At 60.3% G+C, this 14,884-nt stretch carries 15 protein-coding genes; 7 read left to right on the forward strand and 8 right to left on the reverse strand.

All coding sequences use genetic code 11. From position 1 onward, the window contains the following. The first annotated feature begins 11 nt into the window (after positions 1-11). From ACR0KJ_RS09230 to ACR0KJ_RS09240, 3 genes are all read left to right on the forward strand, one after another. Positions 12-1,295, forward strand: coding sequence for an ABC transporter substrate-binding protein (locus ACR0KJ_RS09230; protein WP_480626502.1), 1,284 nt, complete (start codon positions 12-14; stop codon positions 1,293-1,295). Positions 1,296-1,405: 110 nt separating this feature from the next. Continuing rightward, the gene (locus ACR0KJ_RS09235) at positions 1,406-2,239 is read left to right on the forward strand and encodes an ABC transporter ATP-binding protein (RefSeq protein WP_170453422.1); all 834 of its coding nucleotides are present in this window, start codon (positions 1,406-1,408) and stop codon (positions 2,237-2,239) included. Positions 2,240-2,258: 19 nt separating this feature from the next. Beyond that, a complete protein-coding gene (locus tag ACR0KJ_RS09240) occupies positions 2,259-3,476 on the forward strand; it encodes an acyl-CoA synthetase family protein (protein WP_170453423.1) in 1,218 nt (405 codons plus the stop codon). A gap of 44 nt (positions 3,477-3,520) precedes the next feature. Here the strand turns inward: ACR0KJ_RS09240 and ACR0KJ_RS09245 are convergent, their stop codons facing one another. Then, the gene (locus ACR0KJ_RS09245) at positions 3,521-4,045 is read right to left on the reverse strand and encodes a hypothetical protein (protein WP_480626503.1); all 525 of its coding nucleotides are present in this window, start codon (positions 4,043-4,045) and stop codon (positions 3,521-3,523) included. A 136-nt stretch (positions 4,046-4,181) separates the two neighbouring features. On the opposite strand from ACR0KJ_RS09245, the gene ACR0KJ_RS09250 reads away from it, so the two are divergent. Both ACR0KJ_RS09250 and ACR0KJ_RS09255 read left to right on the forward strand, forming a co-directional pair. Then, positions 4,182-5,846: an ABC transporter permease gene (locus tag ACR0KJ_RS09250; RefSeq protein ID WP_480583421.1), complete on the forward strand. Its 1,665-nt coding sequence runs from the start codon at positions 4,182-4,184 to the stop codon at positions 5,844-5,846. Between the two features lie 73 nt (positions 5,847-5,919). Continuing rightward, a complete protein-coding gene (locus tag ACR0KJ_RS09255) occupies positions 5,920-6,270 on the forward strand; it encodes a DUF2794 domain-containing protein (RefSeq protein WP_170521016.1) in 351 nt (116 codons plus the stop codon). Here the strand turns inward: ACR0KJ_RS09255 and ACR0KJ_RS09260 are convergent. The 3 genes from ACR0KJ_RS09260 to ACR0KJ_RS09270 all read right to left on the reverse strand — a co-directional run bounded on the left by ACR0KJ_RS09260 (position 6,267) and on the right by ACR0KJ_RS09270 (position 8,836). Then, complete coding sequence (locus tag ACR0KJ_RS09260; protein ID WP_480626504.1) at positions 6,267-7,004, reverse strand: C40 family peptidase; 738 nt, start codon at positions 7,002-7,004, stop codon at positions 6,267-6,269. The two genes, ACR0KJ_RS09255 and ACR0KJ_RS09260, sit on opposite strands and share 4 nt — an antisense overlap. After that, positions 7,001-8,383 (reverse strand): leucyl aminopeptidase family protein, encoded by a 1,383-nt coding sequence (locus ACR0KJ_RS09265; protein ID WP_480626505.1) that lies wholly within the window; start codon positions 8,381-8,383, stop codon positions 7,001-7,003. Before ACR0KJ_RS09265 ends, ACR0KJ_RS09260 begins: the two co-directional genes overlap by 4 nt. Before the next feature lie 63 nt (positions 8,384-8,446). After that, entirely contained in the window at positions 8,447-8,836 is a 390-nt protein-coding gene (locus ACR0KJ_RS09270; RefSeq protein ID WP_170453428.1) for a hypothetical protein, read from the reverse strand. A 144-nt stretch (positions 8,837-8,980) separates the two neighbouring features. On the opposite strand from ACR0KJ_RS09270, the gene ACR0KJ_RS09275 reads away from it, so the two are divergent. Together ACR0KJ_RS09275 and ACR0KJ_RS09280 are read left to right on the forward strand one after the other, a co-directional pair. After that, positions 8,981-9,631: a carbonic anhydrase gene (locus ACR0KJ_RS09275; protein ID WP_170453429.1), complete on the forward strand. Its 651-nt coding sequence runs from the start codon at positions 8,981-8,983 to the stop codon at positions 9,629-9,631. A gap of 103 nt (positions 9,632-9,734) precedes the next feature. Next, a complete protein-coding gene (locus ACR0KJ_RS09280; RefSeq protein WP_170735602.1) occupies positions 9,735-10,271 on the forward strand; it encodes an SRPBCC family protein in 537 nt (178 codons plus the stop codon). 61 nt (positions 10,272-10,332) lie between these two features. Here the strand turns inward: ACR0KJ_RS09280 and ACR0KJ_RS09285 are convergent, their stop codons facing one another. The 4 genes from ACR0KJ_RS09285 to ACR0KJ_RS09300 all read right to left on the reverse strand — a co-directional run bounded on the left by ACR0KJ_RS09285 (position 10,333) and on the right by ACR0KJ_RS09300 (position 14,863). Continuing rightward, entirely contained in the window at positions 10,333-11,241 is a 909-nt protein-coding gene (locus tag ACR0KJ_RS09285) for an alpha/beta fold hydrolase (protein WP_480626506.1), read from the reverse strand. Between the two features lie 254 nt (positions 11,242-11,495). After that, on the reverse strand, positions 11,496-12,518 hold the full coding sequence (locus ACR0KJ_RS09290; RefSeq protein ID WP_170521026.1) for an aspartate-semialdehyde dehydrogenase: 1,023 nt from the start codon (positions 12,516-12,518) through the stop codon (positions 11,496-11,498). A 112-nt stretch (positions 12,519-12,630) separates the two neighbouring features. Further along, positions 12,631-13,668, reverse strand: coding sequence for a glycosyltransferase family 4 protein (locus tag ACR0KJ_RS09295; RefSeq protein ID WP_480626507.1), 1,038 nt, complete (start codon positions 13,666-13,668; stop codon positions 12,631-12,633). Positions 13,669-13,690: 22 nt separating this feature from the next. Further along, positions 13,691-14,863 carry an MFS transporter gene (locus ACR0KJ_RS09300; protein ID WP_480626508.1) on the reverse strand — a complete coding sequence of 391 codons (1,173 nt, stop codon included), beginning with the start codon at positions 14,861-14,863 and terminating at the stop codon, positions 13,691-13,693. Positions 14,864-14,884 lie beyond the last annotated feature (21 nt).

Here is a 14,884-nt window from a genome sequence, read left to right on the forward strand (position 1 = left end):
GGAGACACCCGATGAACAAGAAACTGGCAACCCTGGCGCTGGGCGCTGTGATGGCCGCAGGTCCGGTCATGGCCGACCTTGTGTTCCCGTCGCTCAGCTATCGGACCGGACCTTATGCGGCAGGCGGTATTCCGTTTGCGGATGGCTATGCCGACTATTTCACCCTGCTGAACGAGCGCGATGGTGGCATCGGAGGTGTCCCAGCCCGCGTGATCGAATGCGAAACCGGCTATAACACCGAAAAAGGCGTGGAATGCTATGAATCAACCAAGGGCGAAGGCGCGCTGGTCTATCAGCCGTTGTCGACCGGGATTACCTATCAGCTGATCCCCAAAGTGACCGCAGATGGCATTCCGCTGCACACGATGGGCTATGGCCGCACCTCGGCTGCGAACGGCAAGGTGTTCAGCCATGTGTTCAACTATCCGGCCAACTACTGGAACGGTGCGTCGGGCGCGATCAACTATCTGCTGGACGAGAATGGCGGTGACCTGAACGGCAAGAAAATTGCGCTGGTCTATCACAACTCGGCTTACGGCAAGGAACCGATCCGCACGCTGGAAACACTGGCCGAAAAGCATGGCTATGACCTGTCCCTGCTGCCCGTGGATCATCCGGGGCAAGAGCAAAAGTCGCAGTGGCTGCAGATCCGCCGTGAAAAGCCCGATTATGTGATCATGTGGGGCTGGGGCGTGATGAACCAGGTTGCCGTACAAGAGGCCGCCAATATCCGCTTCCCTATGGAAAACTTCATCGGCGTCTGGTGGTCTGGCGCTGAATTCGACGTGGAACCTGCGGGTGATAAAGCCACTGGCTATAAGGCGCTGACCTTCACCGGTCTCGGCATGGATTATCCGGTCTATGACGATCTGCAGAAATATGTCGTCGATGCGGGCAAAGCCGCAGGCGCAGGTGATCAGCTTGGTACGGTTCAGTATAACCGTGGTCTCTATGCTGCGATGCTGGCTGCCGAGGCGGTGAAGACTGCGCAGGACATGCATGGAACGGCTGAAATCGACGCGTCGATGATGCGCGATGGCATGGAGGCACTGGAAATCACCAGCGCCAAGATGGAAGGCTTGGGCATGTCGGGCTTCGGGCCTGAATTCTCGGTCAGCTGTGACAACCACGGTGGCCCCGGCCTGGTCGGCGTCGTGCAGTGGGATGCCGCCGCAGGTACCTGGAATTCGGTTCAGGACTTCAAGCCAACCGATGTCGAGGTGATCAACGCGCTGATCGAGGAAGACTCGGCCGCTTATGCCGCCGAAAACAACATCGAAGGGCGCTGCGAATAAGCGACCCCCTGTCCCGGTCCTGATCCGGGGCGCTGAAAATCCGGAGCGGCGGTTGCACTGCCGCTCCTCACGAACAGCTCCTTCGGGGGCAGGCACGAGGACACGCGCTGATGCTTGATGCGGCACACACCACCGAAGTGCAGGCAGAAACCCTGCTTGAGGTCAACAATATCGAGGTGATCTACAACCATGTGATCCTTGTGCTGAAAGGCGTCAGCCTGACCGTGCCCAAGGGCGGTATCACGGCTTTGCTGGGTGGCAATGGTGCGGGTAAGACAACGACGCTCAAGGCCGTATCGAACCTGCTGCATTCGGAACGGGGCGAGGTCACCAAGGGCTCGATCAAATATCGCGGCCAAAGCGTGCATGAAAGCGACCCTGCCGATCTGGTGGAAAAGGGCGTCATCCAGGTGATGGAAGGCCGCCACTGTTTCGAACACCTGACGGTCGAGGAAAACCTGTTGACCGGGGCCTATACCCGTAAAGACGGCAATGCCGCGATCCAACAGGATCTGGAACTGGTCTATAGTTATTTCCCCCGTCTGAAAGAACGTCGCAAATCTCAGGCCGGTTATACCTCGGGTGGGGAACAGCAGATGGTGGCGATGGGCCGGGCGCTAATGTCACGGCCCGAGACGATCCTGCTGGACGAACCCTCGATGGGTCTGGCGCCGCAACTGGTCGAAGAGATTTTCGGCATCGTGAAGGATTTGAACGAAAAAGAGGGCGTGTCTTTCCTGCTGGCCGAACAGAACACCAACGTGGCGCTGCGCTTTGCCCATTACGGCTACATTCTGGAATCGGGCCGCGTGGTGATGGACGGCCCCGCCGCCGAGCTGCGCGAGAACCCGGATGTGAAAGAATTCTACCTTGGCATGTCCGAGGAAGGCCGCAAGAGCTTTCGCGACGTCCGCTCGTACCGTCGCCGCAAGCGGTGGTTGTGATCTGATGGAGGATATGGCGATGACCTATTTCGACACACTCGAAACGCGCTCAGCCGACGAACGCGCCTCGGATCAGGCCGCCGCTTTGCGCGCGCAGCTGGAACGGGCGAAATCTTCTCCGGGCTTTACGGCGCATCTGGCAGGAAAAGACACTAATAAGGTGGAATCTGCGGATGATCTGCCCATGTTGCCAGTGCTGCGCAAATCGGACCTGACCCGCGCGCAAGCCAGTCGTCCGCCTTTTGGCGGCTTCACGGTGAAACCGGCGCGGCACTTTCATCACGTGTTCCAATCCCCCGGCCCGATTTACGAGCCGGGCAGCACCGATCACGATTGGTGGCGCATGGGGCGGTTCCTGAACGCAGTGGGTGTTGGGGCTGGCGATATCGTTCAGAACTGTTTCGGCTATCACCTGACACCTGCGGGCATGATCTTTGAAAACGGCGCACGTGCGGTTGGCGCCGCGGTTCTGCCCGCCGGAACCGGCCAGACCGAATTGCAGGTCACAGCGGCGCGCGATGTCGGATGCACCGCTTATGCGGGCACGCCGGACTATCTGAAGGTCATTCTGGACAAGGCGGACGCGATGGGCGTTGCGCTGAACTTCTCGAAGGCGGCAGTGGGGGGCGGTGCGCTGTTCCCGTCGCTACGTCAGGAATATGCGGATCGCGGGATTTCCTGCCTGCAATGCTATGCCACGGCTGATCTGGGCAATGTCGCCTATGAAAGCGCTGCGATGGAAGGAATGATCATTGACGAGCATGTCATCGTCGAGATCGTGACCCCCGGAACCGGCATTCCTGTGGCCATTGGTGAAGTGGGTGAGGTTGTCGTGACCTCGCTGAACCCCGACTATCCCCTGATCCGGTTCGCGACCGGAGACCTGTCGGCGCTGATGCCCGGCGTCTCGCCCTGCGGTCGGACCAATATGCGGATCAAGGGCTGGATGGGCCGTGCCGATCAGACCACCAAGATCAAGGGCATGTTCGTGCGGCCCGAACAGGTGGCGGCTCTGGTCGAAAAACACGACGAGATCGTCAAAGCCCGCGTGATCGCCGCCCGTCAGGGTGAGATGGACACCATGACCGTCCAGATCGAAAGCCCGGGCGGGGATGACACGGCCTATGCCAAATCGGTCGCCGAGGTGCTGAAACTGAAAGGCGCCATCGAGGTTGTCGCCCCCGGATCGCTGCCGAAAGACGGTTTGGTGATCGAGGATCAGCGGGTTTATGAATGACACCCGCGTAAGGCGAGGTTTTCTTCGCCTTACGTTTGACGAACTCACTTGGTGTTCAGAACGCTGGTTACCAATTCCGGATGGCCATTGTTCCTAAGCAATATCCCGGAATGTAGGCTGTAGGCGCCGAAAGTTCTCAAAGGGTAAATGCTCCACTGAAATTCCCTCTTTGGAATGCGACCGTTGATCAAAACTCCCTCTCCGTCGTACTTATATGATGCCCACATAATTTTTCGCGAATAGGCAATAGGATTGGACACATGGAAGCCGCTGGCCTTCATCCAACTGATCAGTTTGTTTGGGCTCGACAGGTGCTGGGCGACGGCGATCAAGCAATAGTCCAATTCTTCCAGAAATCTGATCTTTTGCCAGTTTAGGGTCGAATTTTCCAAAGTCTCATCCTCTGCTACCAAGCATGCTTTCGCGAATTCGGTGTCGACGATTGTTTCTGCCCGCACTGGAAAGCCCGCCAGCGCTAATATCGACATGGTCAGAAAAACTCGGCAGGGCATTACATATCCAATCTTGGCGTAATGCCTCAGCCGAACAGAAGCGTTGTCCGGCAGCAAGTCTGGAATCCCTTATCACGTACAAGTCACGAATGGGGGATTGAGCAAACTCGGGAGCGGTAGTTAGCTGTATTGGTGCTGGCAATCCCGACGATTTTAGTCGAAAAGGACACTCAGAGCATTCTGAAGACGCCGGATGACCCAGATCGACTATTCTGAAAACGGATCGCGGAACCGCGGCGTACGCGGCACCCGGCTTTTGGCCGGGCTGGCCTATGTGGTTGCAGCGGCCTGCCTGTTGCCGATGGTGGCCGTTGTTCTGGCGGCGCTGACCGGCGGGACCGACACGATTGCGCATCTGGCCGAGACGGTGCTGCCCCGGTACACGGTGACCACGCTCATCCTGGTTGTTTTGGTCGCTGCGGGTACGTTCAGCATTGGCACCGGGGCCGCGTGGCTGGTCACGATGACCCGGTTTCCCGGCGTACGCTTGCTTGAGATTGCGCTGGTTCTGCCGCTGGCCTTTCCGGCATATGTGCTGGCCTATGCCTATACCTTTATTCTGGATCATCCGGGGATCGTGCAATCCACCCTGCGCGATGTAACGGGGTGGGGCCCGCGCGATTACTGGTTCCCCGAGATCCGCTCGACCGAGGGTGCGGCGGCGATGCTGATCCTTGTGCTGTATCCGTATGTCTACCTGCTGGCCCGCGCGGCCTTTTTGCAGCAAAGCGCAACCGCCTTTCTGGCGGCGCGTGCGTTGGGCAACAACCCATGGCTCGCGTTTCGGCGCGTGTCTCTGCCGATGGCGCGCCCGGCGATTGCGGGCGGCGTGCTGTTGGCGGTGATGGAGACCATCGCGGATTTTGGCACCGTGTCCTATTTCGGTGTCCAGACCTTTGCGACGGGTATCTATACCAGTTGGTTTTCGCTGGCCGATCGCGCGGGTGCCGCGCAACTGGCCTTATGCCTTTTGACCTTTGCTTTGGTCATGGCAGTGGCTGAACGCACGCAGCGGGGCAAGGCAAAATACTATCAGGCGGGCAAGCAGCACGCAGCGCAGCCCGCCGCACATCTGACCGGCTGGCGCGCTGTCGGTGCCTTTGTTCTATGCGCTGTCCCGGTGCTGTTCGGGTTTCTGCTGCCGGTGATCATTCTTGTTGAGATGGGAATGGAATCCGAGCAGAACCTGCTGTCGGAGCGTTATCTCGGGTTCATCCGCAACTCACTGATCCTTGCGGGGACCGCAGCGGTTGTCACCGTGTCTGCCGCCATCAGCGTCGGGTTTTTTCAGCGCCTTCGCCCCGGTCGCGCCTCGTCAGGTGCGGCTTATATCTCGCGTCTTGGTTACGCGGTTCCGGGTGGGGTGATCGCGGTTGGGCTTATCGTCCCCTTTGCTGCCTTCGACAACGCGCTCGATGCGTGGATGCGCCAGACGTTTGATATCTCAACCGGCCTGCTGGTCACCGGCTCGATCTGGTTGTTGGTTGCGGCCTACATGGTGCGGTTTCTGGCAGCAGCGCTGAGCGCGTATGAAGGCGGGCAGAGCACGGTTCACGCCAATATGGACGCCGCCGCGCGATCCCTGGGGCAAACGCCCTTGGGCACTCTGCGGCGGGTGCATCTGCCCATTCTGACGCCATCGCTGCTGACTGCATTGCTGATCGTCTTTGTCGATGTGATGAAGGAACTGCCCGCCACACTGATCATGCGGCCTTTCAACTTTGATACGCTGGCGGTGCAGGCGTACCGGCTGGCCTCGGACGAGCGGCTTGAGGGCGCGGCGGTGCCCTCATTGGTCATTCTGGCCGTCGGATTGCTGCCCGTGATCCTGATTTGCCGACAGGTCGGACGCCGGTAACACCTTTTGACGAATTGAAGCATAGCAGCGCAACAGGCTTGATTCGGGCGCGATTTCCGGCAAGGCTTGGGGTATGAACATGCAGCCTCCCAGCCGGTTTTCTGCAAACTCGGCCCAGATGCCCGTCGCGTTCGACCGGCGCGAGATGTCCCATATCCTGTCCGTATACGGCCGGATGGTCGCCGCCGGAGAATGGCGCGATTACGGAATTTCCAACCTGTGTGACATGGCGATTTTCTCGATTTTCCGGCGCACGGCGGAACATCCGATCTATCGCATCGAAAAGCACCCACGCCTGCGGCAGAAACAAGGGATGTATTCGGTTGTCGGTATGGACGGACGTATCCTGAAACGCGGCCATGATCTGCGCACGGTACTGAGGGTGCTGGAGCGTAAGCTGATCCGCTCGGTTTCCCCGGATTAGAGCCTTTTATGGGCTGTCACAGGTCCGTCGCCTTGGGCCAGAATGCGGGCGATTGCCTGATCCATAGGCTCATAGGCCACTGCCATGTGATACGCGTTCGCATGCAACAGCATGTTCGGCCCTGAAACCCATGCCACATGGCCCTTCCAGAACAGCAGGTCGCCGCGTTGGGGCGGTGTGCCCTCAGGTAGCGCAGTGCCAAATGCCTGCTCCTGATCGCCACTGTCACCCGGACACGCGATACCGCAAGCCAGCAACCCGGCCTGAACCAGCCCGGAACAGTCGATCCCGAACCGGCTGTTGCCGCCCCACAGATAGGGCGTGCCCAGAAACAGCTCGGCCACTGTCACCGGGTCGGTTTGAATGTCCGAAACCGGCGCGGTGTGGACCGCAGGAATGAACCCCAATTCGGTTTCCAGAAACCCGTCCGTCTGCGACAGGGCCTGCACCGTGCTGCCGAAACTCAGCGAAGCCAGATCGCGGGTTTTCATATCCGCCTGTTCATAGGCGTGGGTTGCGGGGGCGGTGATCCTGTGGGTTTGCGGCACCTCGGGGCCCAATTGGGCTGAACGAACCCAGCCGGAATAGGTGTCCTTGTCTGCGGTAATCCGGCTCCACCCGTCTTGTTCTATGGCAACCTGCACGGTGTCCCCGAACAACAATTGCCGGTCACGCGCACCATCGGGACTGCGCAGCAGGTCAATGACGGGCTGGATGACGCGCAGGCGGGTCACAGGCCCAGAATCTCGGGCAGGGCGTTCAGGACGGCGCGCGGGCCTTGGCCCAAACCGCCTTTGCTGCGGCCGGGCGACTTGCTGGGCTGCCACGCATAGATGTCGAAATGCATATAGGCGCTGTTTTCGACAAAGCGGCGCAGGAAAAGGGCGGCGGTTATGGATCCCGCGAACCCGCCCGAGGGGGCGTTGTCCAGATCGGCAATCCCCGGCTCGATCATCGCCTCATAAGGTGTATGGAACGGCATCCGCCAGACCGGATCGGCCGAGCGTTGCGCGGCCTGCGTCAGTGCCGCCGCCGCCTGATCGTCATCCGTATAGAACGGGGCCAGATCCGGACCAACGGCCACGCGCGCAGCCCCTGTCAGGGTTGCCATCGAGATCACCAGATCCGGCTGCCCCTCATCCGCCAGCGCAAGCGCGTCGGCCAGCACCAGCCGCCCCTCGGCATCGGTGTTGTTGATCTCGACCGTCAGACCCTTGCGCGAGGTCAGGATGTCACCGGGGCGGAAGGCGTTGCCTGCCACCGCGTTCTCAACCGCCGGGATCAGCACCTGTAGTTGCAGCGGCAGATTCAGCTCCATGATCATCCGGGCCAGCCCCAGCACGTTGGCTGCACCGCCCATATCCTTTTTCATCAGAGCCATGGAGGCACCCGGTTTCAGGTTCAGACCACCCGTATCGAAACACACGCCCTTACCGACTAAAGTCAGTTTGGGCCCTTTGGTGCCCCAGTTTATCTCGATCAGGCGCGGGGCCTGATCCGCTGCGCGGCCAACTGCGTGGATCATCGGAAAGTTCTGCTCCCGCAGCGCATCACCGGTGATGGTGCTGGATGTCGCCCCGAATTCCTGCGCCAGCGCTTCCGCCGCCTGTTGCAACTGGTCGGGTCCCATGTCCGAGGCCGGGGTGTTGACCAGATCGCGGGTCAGCGCCTCGGCATTGGCCATCGCCTCAAGCGGCGCGGCATCTACAGTATCCGGCGCGACCAGACGCGCCTTGGCCGGGGATTGGCTGGCGTAGCGGTCAAACGCATAGCCGGTCAGCAGCCAGCCCAGACACTCCATCTCCAACTGATCGGGCGGGACATCGGACCCGAGGTGATACGTGCCATCGGGCAGCGCCTCGGCAGCGGCGGCCAGAGGGAACCGTTTGCGGGCGCGTTTGGCCTGCGTTCCATAGCCCGCCAGCGCAAACCCGGCCCGGCCATCCTTGCCCGGCACCAAAAGCGCCTGACCTATTGCACCGGTGAACCCGTTCACCTCCACCCAATCACGAACATGATCCGGCTGGTCCTGAAGCCATCCGTCCAGATCGGATTGACCAAGCACATGCAGCGGAACAGAAACGTCAGAGGGCGGGGCAAAGCTTAGGGTCATGGGCGTCTCGGCTGATTGAATTCGCGCCCAGACTAGCCACCTGCGACCCACCCGCAAGCCCCGTCAGACGGAAAGGTCCTGCTGATCCCAAACGGCGGTCAGCGACCGCTCACCTACACGGATCAACCGCCCCAGCGTTGCGCCCGCCGCCACCGCATCCCCGGCATCGACCGCGCTTGCCACGTCGCCCGCAACCCGCGCCAGTGCGGTCATCCCGACCTGATCGGCGATCGCCACCAGCGATTTCGAGCATTTGCGCAGGTTCTCCCAATCGCGCTGGCGCCAGAACCGTTCGCAATTCGACAGGCGCACGGCCAGTTCCTCGACCGTGCGGCACAGCACATCCAACGCGTTCTTGTCGCCCAGTTGCCGGTACAGCCCGCTGAGGCGATCCGGGTCCAGTCGCACGGTTTCCTTATGTTCAAGTGTGAGTATCTTATCCACCACATTCACCCTAGTTCAGACGCCCCCACGGCGTAGGCCTGATGTTTGGCGGGAAATTCTTTGCAAATCCTTGCGCCGAGTTCGGATAATGGCTCGAATTTTCCTTGAATTCAGTTTACAGCGGCCTAAGCAATTGAAGACAGGAACACCGAAATGGATATAGCCAAACCTTTGCCAACCTATCTGGTGAAACGGTATCACGGCTGGAAGGCGACGACATATTCCGAAAATCAGGTCTGGTATCGGCGTCTGGCGGATGAGGGGCAGCGCCCCCGAGCCATGGTGATTTCCTGCTGCGACAGCCGGGTGCATGTGACCTCGATCTTCGGGGCGGATCAGGGTGAGTTCTTCATTCACCGCAATATCGCCAATCTTGTCCCGCCTTACGCGCCCGACGGCGACCATCATGGTACAAGTGCCGCTATCGAATACGCCGTGACGGCCCTGAAAGTGGCGCATCTGATCGTGTTGGGGCATTCGCAATGCGGCGGTGTGCAGGGCTGTATCGACATGTGCAAGGGGCAGGCCCCGCAACTTGAGGCCAAGGAAAGCTTTGTGGGCCGCTGGATGGACATCCTGAAGCCCAAATATGATCTGGTCGCAGATATCGAAGACAGCGCCGACCAGGCCCGCCAGTTCGAACGGCAGGCGGTTGTGGCGTCGCTGGAGAACCTGATGACCTTCCCATTTGTGGCGTCAGCGGTCGAAGACGACACGCTCAGCCTGCACGGGCTCTGGACGGATATCGGTGCGGGCGGGCTGGAGTGTTTCGATCCGCACCAGAAGAGATTCGTGCCGGTCTGACAGCGCCGAACCGCCAGCGCAGGCATCAGGTGCAGTTCAGGGTCTGGTTTTCAGTTGTATTCCGGTATGCTTAGGTCATTGATCGCAATCTCCGGAGCATATTATGAAATGGATTAAACGCATTGTTCTGAGCCTGATCGTGCTTGTTCTGGCGCTTGTGGGCATCTCTTACCTGCTGCCCGGCAAGGCCGAGGTGTCCCGCAGCATCACCATCGACGCACTGCCCGAGGCGATCTTTCCTTATGTGAATTCCATGCAAAAGACCGAGAAATGGTCGCCCTGGCTGCACCGCGATCCCGAAACCCAGCTGTCCTATTCCGGGCCAGCGTCGGGTGTCGGCAATACTCTGAACTGGGCGTCGGACCACCCGCAGGTCGGTACCGGCTCGCAAGAGATTGTGGAAAGCGTCGAGAACCAGAGCGTCCAGACAGCGCTGGATTTCGGCCCCATGGGCACGGCTACGGCGTCGTTTACCCTGCAACCCGAAGGCGGGCAGACTCTGGTCACTTGGGGCTTCACATCTGATCTGGGCCTGAACCCGATGACGCGCTGGATGGGGCTGATGATGGATGGCTGGGTCGGCGGAGATTATGAGCGCGGATTAACCAACCTGAAGGCACTGGTCGAGGGGCAGGGGTGACAGAACCAGCTTTGCGCGCGGCTTGCCCGTCAGAAACCGGCCGCCCGCCACCAGAATCCGTTCAGTCAGCCGTGGCCCGCAAATCTGAGATCGCCGCCGCAAACGCCTGCGGGGCTTCCTGCGGCAGATTGTGGCCGACTCCGTCGATGATCCGGCGCTGGTATGGGCCGATAAAGTGGCGCTGATCGAGGTCTTCGTCAGACGGAGGCTCAACCCCATCGTCGCGCCCCAACAAAACAATACTGGGGACCGTGATGTCGGGTTGCCCGGTCAAAAGCTGCTCGATCTCGTTGTAATCGGGGTCACCCGAAACCCCGCCATAGCGGTGTTGGTAGGAATGCAGCACGATGTCCACGAAATCGGGGTTTTCGAATGATGCGGCGGTGGTTGCAAACGTCACTTCATCGAACGCCCAACTGGGCGACCAAAGGGACCATATGTGGCGGCACAGATCATACCGCTGCTGAATCAGACCCGTACGCCCGCGGTCGGTGTGGAAATAATACTGATACCAGTAGCGGGCTTCTTTCTCGGGCGATGCCGGTTTCCATGCGTTTGGAATGTCCTGAATGTTGTAGCCATCGCCGCAACTGACCAAACCACTGACGCGTTCCGGCCAAAGCGCGGCCACAATGCAGGCGGCCCGGCCACCCCAGTCATAGCCGCCAAGCGTTGCACGTTCGATCCTCAGCGCATCCATGAAGGCCAGCAAATCAGCGGCGATTGCTGCCTGTTGCCCTGAACGCATCGTGTCGGGGGACAGAAACCGCGTTGGACCGTAGCCGCGCAAGTACGGCACAAAACACCGAAACCCCTGTCCGGCGAGATCCGGTGCAACCGAATCGTAAGAGCGCACGTCATAGGGAAAGCCGTGCAGCAGAATGACCGGCTTACCATCGGTTGGACCGAACTCATGATAAGCAATTTCAAGCTTACTGGCCTCGACGAAATGCAGTTCTGACCAGGACATTGTGCCTCCTGTTTCGTGGCGGGCGCTGAGAAACCGATTTGGATGATTTGCTGAATATCAAACAAGGCAGGGCATGCAAGTTGCTGAAAGCAGGGGGAATAAATGACCACCGAAAACGGGGTTTTCTCTGCTGCCCGGTAATAGCGTTTTGTCGCGAAGTGGTCACATAGGCCTGAATTCGCGCGTACCGCACAAAAAAACCCCGCCACCGCGGTGGCAGGGTCTGTTTCAAAGTCCTTGATCCTTCAGTGGGCTCAGCCCTTCTTCAGAACCTCACGGCCCAGCAGTTCGGCGATCTGTACCGCGTTCAGTGCCGCACCTTTGCGCAGGTTGTCGGACACACACCACAGGTTGATGCCGTTCTCGACGGTCGAGTCCTGACGGATGCGGCTGATGAACGTAGCGAAATCGCCGACGCATTCGGCGGGCGAGACGTAGCCGCCGGCCTCACGCTTGTCGATCACCATGATGCCCGGTGCTTCGCGCAGGATGTCGCGGGCCTCGTCTTCGTCCAGGAATTCCTCGAACTCGATGTTCACCGCCTCGGAATGGCCGACGAAGACCGGAACGCGGACGCAGGTGGCTGTGACCTTGATCGACGGATCGACGATCTTTTTGGTCTCGACAACCATCTTCCACTCTTCCTTGGTCGAACCGTCTTCCATGAAGACGTCGATCTGCGGAATGACGTTGAAGGCGATCTGCTTCTGGAACTTCTTCGGCTCAACCTCGTTGATCGGGTTGTAGACGGCTTTGGTCTGGTCCCACAGCTCGTCCATACCCTCTTTGCCCGCACCGGACACCGACTGATAGGTCGAAACGACAACGCGTTTGATCTTGGCGCGGTCATGCAGCGGCTTCAGCGCGACGACCATCTGCGCGGTCGAGCAGTTGGGGTTGGCGATGATGTTCTTGTTCTTGTAATCGTGGATCGCCTGCGGGTTGCACTCGGGCACGATCAGCGGAATGTCCGGGTCGTAGCGATAGAGCGACGAGTTATCGATCACCACGCAGCCCGCCGCAGCGGCCTTGGGCGCATAATCCTTGGTCGCGGCAGAGCCTACGGCAAACAGGGCGATGTCCCAGCCGGTGAAATCAAAGGTGTCCAGGTCTTTGGTCGTGAGTGTCTTGTCGCCAAAAGTCACCTCAGTGCCCAGCGAACGGCGGCTTGCCAGAGCGGCAAGTTCGTCCACGGGGAACTGGCGTTCCGCCAGGATGTTCAGCATTTCGCGGCCCACGTTACCCGTGGCGCCGACGACGACGACGCGATAGCCCATTTCATGTCTCCAAAGTTAAGGACGCGCGTTCATAGCCGCGTTGCAGCGAAGAAAAAAGGGCTTTCGCAGGGTATTTCACCGATTGACGCGGATTTGAGGCGGTTCGCTGCGCTTATTCCGCATCCAGCAGAGAGCGGTAGACCTTTACGATGGCTTCGGCCTCGCCTTCGATTCGAAAATTCTGTTCCACATGGGCGCGTGCGGCCTGTCCGGCGGTGGCCAGTTGGGCCGGGTCGGACAGCATCTGATCCAGCGCCTCGGCCAATGCCGGGGCGTTGTCTTTTTCAACCAGCCGTCCGGTCTCAGTGTCCTTGATCTGGGCACTGAACGCGCCCACACCATGGCAGGCGATGGCGGGCACGCCCGAGGCCATCGCCTCAAGCGGGGTCAGACCAAACCCTTCGTGGCGGGCGGGGGCGACGAACAGATCGAGGGCACGATAGGTCTCGACTATTTCCTCCCACGGGCGTTCGCCAAGAAAATGGACACGGTCGCACAAGCCAGCGGCTTGCAGCTTGGCTTCCTGCTCGGCCTGAAAGGCTTCGAATTCGCTGGTGGCGCGACCGGTGAAGATGATGTGGGCGTTGGGATGGTTGGGCAGAACGCTGAGCGCGGCGTCGACCAGCAAATCGACGCCTTTTTGTGGCCTGATGCGTCCGAAACAGCCGATCAGCGTACCGCTGGGCAGGCCCAGCTTGTCGCGCAGGGCTTGTTTGTCGGTCGCCGGGTGGAACAGTTCGGTGTTCACGCCATGCATGATCACCGTCGAAGGGTGCTGCAGGAACGAGGCTGCCTGCGGCGTTGTCGCGATCAAGGCATCCATTTGCGAGATCAGCTTCTTGGTAAACCCGGAATGATCCCGTTGCGCCGCAGAGGTGAACAGAAGTTTCAGATTGCGCCGCAGGACCTTGCGCAGAAACAGGCCCATCAGCATTTCCGTATTGCGCCGCGCGTGCCAGACCCGGCGAGTGCGGTTGGACAGGAACGGAACCTTGATCAGGCGGATATGCGGCAGGTCATCCGGCAGGCCGGGGCCGGTGGCGACGATCCCGATCATCTCTTTCTGGATCGGCAGCAGGCGGATGACCGTGGTTGTGACCCCGGACAGGCTGTGTTTCAGGTTGGGTGCGATCACCTCGATATCCTGCACGGGCCGTCCCTCCGGTTCTAAATCAATCCACGTTGTCCCGGCTGAATAGATAGATCACGCAGCCAATGGCAAGGGTCACGGCGAAAAAGCCGAAGATGGCCAGATAAGGCGCGGTGGCTCCGGCGGCGGTATTGGCCGCATGGATGCGACCGGTCACGAATTGCGCGATCCCAACCCCGCCGATGCCAAAGAGGTTCAGCAAGGTGACCCCGCGCCCCACCAGATGTGGCGGCACAAAAGCCCGGCCATGGGCCATGATCACCGGAAAGCTGGCCCCCAGAAACCCAATGACCGCCAGCAGCAGGACCGAGACCCATATCGCGCTGTCGATCCACAGGCACAGCATACCCAGCGCCGCTGCCCCCAGCGCATTACCGCCGAAGATCACCCATTTCCGCGTGCCCAGTATGCGATCCAGCGGCCCGTAGGCAAAGGTCCCGCCGATCATCGCCGATCCCATGATCAGAGTTGCGGTCCCGATCTGAGTGGTGCTGAGCCCGAAGACGTCGTTCAGATACGGCCCGGCCCACAATCCCCGCAGCGCGGCAGAGGGCGCATAGGCCACCAGCATCAGCGGCAGGATCAGCCACAAGGCGGGTTCCTTCAACAGGTCCAGAACTGATCCCCTATGCTCGGTCTCGACCTTGGCCGGGTCGCTAACGCTGACCCATATGCCAAGGGCGATCACGGCAGAGATCACCGCCAGCCCCAGCAGGGTGGCGCGCCAGCCCATCAGTTCGACCGCCAGCGCGGTGGGGTAAGAGGCGACCAGATTTCCCACCGACCCCACACCCAGCATCACCGCCGCAAGGGTTGCAAACCGGGCAGGCGGGTATTCGCGGGCAAAGATGAAGTAAGACGCCATCAGGACCGGAGAGCATCCGACCCCGATCAGCGCCATTGCAACGCTGATATGAAAGGCCGAGGATGCGGCGGCAAACACAGCCGCCCCGCCAGCACCGCCCACCAGCAGCAGAGCGGCGGCGGTCAGGCGCGGGCCGACCCGGTCCAGCGCCCAGCCCACGGGCAACTGCATGGCGGCAAAGACCAGAAACCAAAGGCCCGAGGCAAAGGCCAGATCCTCGGGCGTGGCACCGATATCCTTCTCAAGATCCAGGCTGAGCACGGCCAGAAACGCGCGGAAGAACTGGCTGAGGACGTAAGCCAGACACAGTACAACCAGCCCTGACTTCATGTAACATCCCCTTCACATCTT

Source organism: Ruegeria sp. AD6 (genome assembly GCF_056542325.1).